The organism is Carboxylicivirga marina (assembly GCF_016612505.1).
GTDB lineage: Bacteria > Bacteroidota > Bacteroidia > Bacteroidales > Marinilabiliaceae > Carboxylicivirga > Carboxylicivirga marina.
In genome coordinates this window covers 1-4,348 of sequence record NZ_JAENRR010000121.1, presented here as the reverse complement: position 1 = coordinate 4,348, position 4,348 = coordinate 1, and the positions used below count along the sequence as shown (strand labels likewise).

General features: G+C 38.8%; 4 protein-coding genes. All 4 read right to left on the bottom strand.

What is annotated here, in order from left to right; translation table 11 throughout:
* Positions 1 to 509: 509 nt before the first annotated feature.
* Positions 510 to 1,070 carry an endonuclease/exonuclease/phosphatase family protein gene (locus tag JIV24_RS21925; protein WP_200467223.1) on the bottom strand — a complete coding sequence of 187 codons (561 nt, stop codon included), beginning with the start codon at positions 1,068 to 1,070 and terminating at the stop codon, positions 510 to 512.
* 32 nt (positions 1,071 to 1,102) lie between these two features.
* Positions 1,103 to 2,515 (bottom strand): sulfatase-like hydrolase/transferase, encoded by a 1,413-nt coding sequence (locus JIV24_RS21920; protein ID WP_200467222.1) that lies wholly within the window; start codon positions 2,513 to 2,515, stop codon positions 1,103 to 1,105.
* A 156-nt stretch (positions 2,516 to 2,671) separates the two neighbouring features.
* Positions 2,672 to 3,910 carry a sugar-binding domain-containing protein gene (locus tag JIV24_RS21915; RefSeq protein WP_234445920.1) on the bottom strand — a complete coding sequence of 413 codons (1,239 nt, stop codon included), beginning with the start codon at positions 3,908 to 3,910 and terminating at the stop codon, positions 2,672 to 2,674.
* Positions 3,911 to 3,966: 56 nt separating this feature from the next.
* Positions 3,967 to 4,348 (bottom strand): hypothetical protein (locus tag JIV24_RS21910; RefSeq protein WP_200467221.1); only part of this gene is annotated, 382 nt, incomplete at its 5' end.

Genomic DNA, 4,348 nt, shown 5'->3' with positions numbered 1-4,348 from the left:
TGATTGACACTGCCTCAAATTGATTGATCAATCTAATGAGTTGTTTTTTTTATATCGGTAATGCGGAGACCTTTACCTTGCAAGAGCAATACTTGAAAAATATAAGGATAAACCATATGCTATAAAACAAATTAGTAACCAGAAGGCTAACGATTATATCAAAGACTGCCTGGAAGAAATTATTGAAGACAAACACTTTAAAAAAGACAAGTATTCAAGCGCAAAGTTATCATTCGAAAAGTCAGTGGACGAAAAGTAACCGAAACGGCAATTGAGCTTTATAAGGCTATTACATTCCATGTAGCCAGAAAAACCTTTATCACCAATAGCCTAATGCTAGGCGCCAACCTGCAGGTTTTACAAGAAATGGGAGCCCCTAGGCGACCAAAGCACTTGGCAAAATATTTAAAGATTACTGATGCATTTAAAAATAAAGTAATGGAGGATACTTGGGATAAGGTTTAGTTTTTGAGAACTACAAACTGGACCAAATTATCTGTATTATATTATCAAACCTTGAAAATATTGTCTCGGCTCTGAGAACAGAAAGAAAGCCTGATACATTTAGTTTTACTTAGCTCCGACCAGGTTTTACAACTGTATCCACGTGGCAGGTAACAGGCATAATTGGTATAATCAAGGTGGGCCGAACAAAATACCACCTCCTGACCTTCAACATCAATTACAGCTTTGATTATAGAGCCTTTATCATTTTTTAAGCTATATAAATAACTGTGCTGTAAAATGGGGAATCGTGAGATTAAATTAGAATCATCATTTTTATATTCATAAAAATGATGTCCTTTGTCCATGAGTGTTGTTGTCAGTTTTTCTGTGAAATTAATGCCATTGTAGTTTCTCACCTCACTTAAAGACACTAAATCAGCTTTACTACGGATAATTTCATCCACTATGGCATCGAAGCCGTTTTTAACTTTTGTTCCTTCATGCCAAATATTAAACTGAAGCACTCTCAGCTCCATTTCTTCTTTTTCCTGGACACAACCCAATAGGGTGTTTAAAAGAAATAACATACCAAGGGTGAAAAAGAATCTTTCTAATAACTTCATAATAATTGTGTTTTTACAGTCTATTTGATGTTTTATCTACGTGGCTGTTCCAGCATATATATTTTATCATATTTACTAAGCTGATTTTTTCTCCACGCAGGCCCTTCCATAAATAACACGTGTGGTCGAGTCACATCCCAATCCCCTAATTCCTTAAGCATACGTACTACACGGTCAGGATTTTGAGCGGCCACATTGTTTTGTTCCGAAACATCCTCTTTCAAGTTATATAACATTGGTAAGCGATCGGGTAGACGAACCAGCTTCCACTCACCCTCTCTCATGCAGGCGCTAATGGTAAATCGCCATTTCATATCAGCATGAGGTGCCTCGGTATTTTCTCCTTTAACATAGGGTAATAAGTTTACCCCATCCATTTTGTCTTCGGCAATAATCTCTCCTCCTGCCATGCTCACAAAGGTAGGAGTCAGATCAAGGCTTGAAACAGGGTGATTATAAACTGAACCTGCCTGAAGTTTTTCAGACAATTTTATTACATAGGGCACACGAATACCACCTTCTAAGAGTATCCCCTTTTGCCCTCTAAAGGGAGCATTAATGGACGCATTACTATCGCAAGGGCCACCATTATCGCTAAGAAACACAATTACTGTATTATCGTAAATATTATGTGCTTTTAATTTATCAATGATTCTTCCTACATTCACATCAAGGCGATGCACCATGGCACAATAAGTACGTCTTTTTTTGTCTTTAACATATGCATACAATTTCAAGTCTTCTTCAATAGCCTGCATAGGTGTATGCGGCGCATTAAAGGATGCATATAAGAAAAATGGTTCATCCTTATGTCTGTTAATAAAATCCACACACTCATCACCTTTATCATCGGTAATATAGGTGATGGCTTGTGGTTCTTTATAGTTACATTCCAAGGGTGCCAGGTAACTTTTACCATCGGGCTCCGACCTGAAATAATCATGGCCTCCATCAGGATAAGTCCATACGTCATGAAATCCCCTTTTTAAAGGATGGAAATGTTCCTCATCACCTAAATGCCATTTACCAATAAGTCCGTTAACGTAACCTAAATCAGCCAAGTGATCTGCTATTGTTTTTTCTTTAACCGGCAAACCTTTAAATTCTTTCTTGAATTGAGGTAATCCACCACGGGGTATATTATTGTCGAATCCAAAGCTTACCTGGTTACGCCCTGTCATCAGCCCGGCACGTGAGGGTGCACAAACTGATGATGAAACATAGCCCTGAGTGAAGGTAACACCATCACTTGCCAGTGCATCAATATGGGGTGTTTTAATTTGTGTACTTCCGGTAAAGCCCACGTCGCCATACCCCAGATCATCTGCCAGAATGATGATAAAATTAGGCTTATTTCTTTTTTCTTTGGCTATTACACCATTAAATAGGCTTTGTAAAAAGACAATGATGATGACTATTGACAGTCTATTTATAAAATTAATCATCGTTTTATTTTTTGTATCGTTGAAACAAACTTATTATTTTATGAAATTTTGATGTCATTCAAGAATACCTTCTATCAATATGAATTTATAACTTAAAGCCCGGTTATAAGATTAACCAGGCTTTAGTCAATTTAAAAGATCATAACATCATCCTCATTAGAAAACAGGCTCTAAACTAACTTTAAACTCATAATCATCAGCAGGAATAGCATACTGCTCATACGATACGGTCTTGCCCCCCCATGAGTTATCACCGGCTACACCCATTTGTTTTAAATCGAAGGTGATAAATACACCATCTTTTTTGACAATATCATTCAGGTGCTTGTATTCATCATGTGTCTCCTGGTCGAAATCTTCAATAGGGTTGTGCAGCGCTGAAAAACCTAGTTGTGACACCCCAGTGATTCTCAAGCCCCAGCCATCGTTGTTTCTTAGTTCGAACCAGCGACTACCTGTTTTATATCCGCTCTCCTGAGGACGCACATAAGGCACATACTGCCCAGCCACTTTACTTTCATAGTAACCAACAAAAGCACTTCGGTTACGATCTACATAATTTCCATGCGGGCCATTGGTGTAGGTCTCATCCAAATCGCCATTCACAAAGAAATCGCGGATACGCACTTTTGGAGCAGAGTAAATAAACACATCGCGCTCAATTCCACTGATACGCCAAAAATCCTGGCACTCCAGGTAAGAGTCATCGCTCCAGCCGTAGACTTCTACAGCAATGGTATTTTCACCTTTTTGAAGGTATTTGGTGATGTCCCATTCGGCTTCCGTTTTACTGCCCTGGCTGTAACCTACTTTTTGGCCATTCCCCCATATGTAAAAGGCCGACTTAACCGCACCAAACTGGATAAATACCTGGCGACCGTCCCAGCTCTCCGGCACGGTAAAAGTGCGTCGGCAAGAGCCTCCAGGTTTGTAATCGTACGGCACCTGGCCAGGATTGGAAGGATACATCTTATCGACGAATTTAATCTCTTCCGACACTGGTGCTTTATAGCTGGCAAACTCATACTGGTGGTTACAGTAGATGGGTATACCATAGCCTTCGCGCTCCCAGTTGGATGGTACTGGTATATCATCCCAGCCACTCACATCATAGTTTGGATTGTAAAAATCTAGCGAGCGATCAGCCGGCTTACGTACCCAGTTAAATTTCCAGGTACCGTTCAAACTCTTGTAAAAAACGGATGCCTCATGCTTTTGGGTTAGTGCGTTCTCAACAGATGAAAATGGCATTAAAGAAGCATGGGGTGCTTCTTTATTCTGGTTGAACATTTTCGGGTTCTCCCAGTCTTTCTTTTCATTTGCTTCAACTGCATTTGAGCACATTATTATTCTGGCACAAATTACAAAAGCAAATACTAAATATTTATTAACCATGATTATTGATTAACATTTTTATAAAAAAAAGAAATATATTTCTCTATTAGTTCTTATCACTTACCAGGATCTGCATAATCATAAACAGCAGCTTCATGCATTATTCCAAAAAAAGATTGTGTATACTTATCGCCACCCAGAATTTTTAAAGGGCACACCATCTGCTTATTAATGGTATCCACCAGCTCACCATCAACGTAGAGTTCAGTTTTATTCTGATAGCCGACAAATGTCAATTTCACTTTTGTATTTAATGGCACCTTATAATTAAATATTTCAATATCCGAGTGATCTGTATTCCCGGGGGTTGGTGCCTTGTCATAGGTGTCACGTACAAATGCAACTCCCTTTTTCTTTTCTTTGACTGCCTTGGTCTTTTTATCACGTACCTCGTAGTTGTAATCCATAAAGAGTGTTCCAAGATCAGATGACATCAAA

Coding starts and splice junctions, on each gene's coding strand:
- JIV24_RS21925 (WP_200467223.1), bottom strand. CDS start 1,070: ATGAAGTTATTAGAAAGATTCTTTTTCACCCTTGGTATGTTATTTCTT.
- JIV24_RS21920 (WP_200467222.1), bottom strand. CDS start 2,515: ATGATTAATTTTATAAATAGACTGTCAATAGTCATCATCATTGTCTTT.
- JIV24_RS21915 (WP_234445920.1), bottom strand. CDS start 3,910: ATGGTTAATAAATATTTAGTATTTGCTTTTGTAATTTGTGCCAGAATA.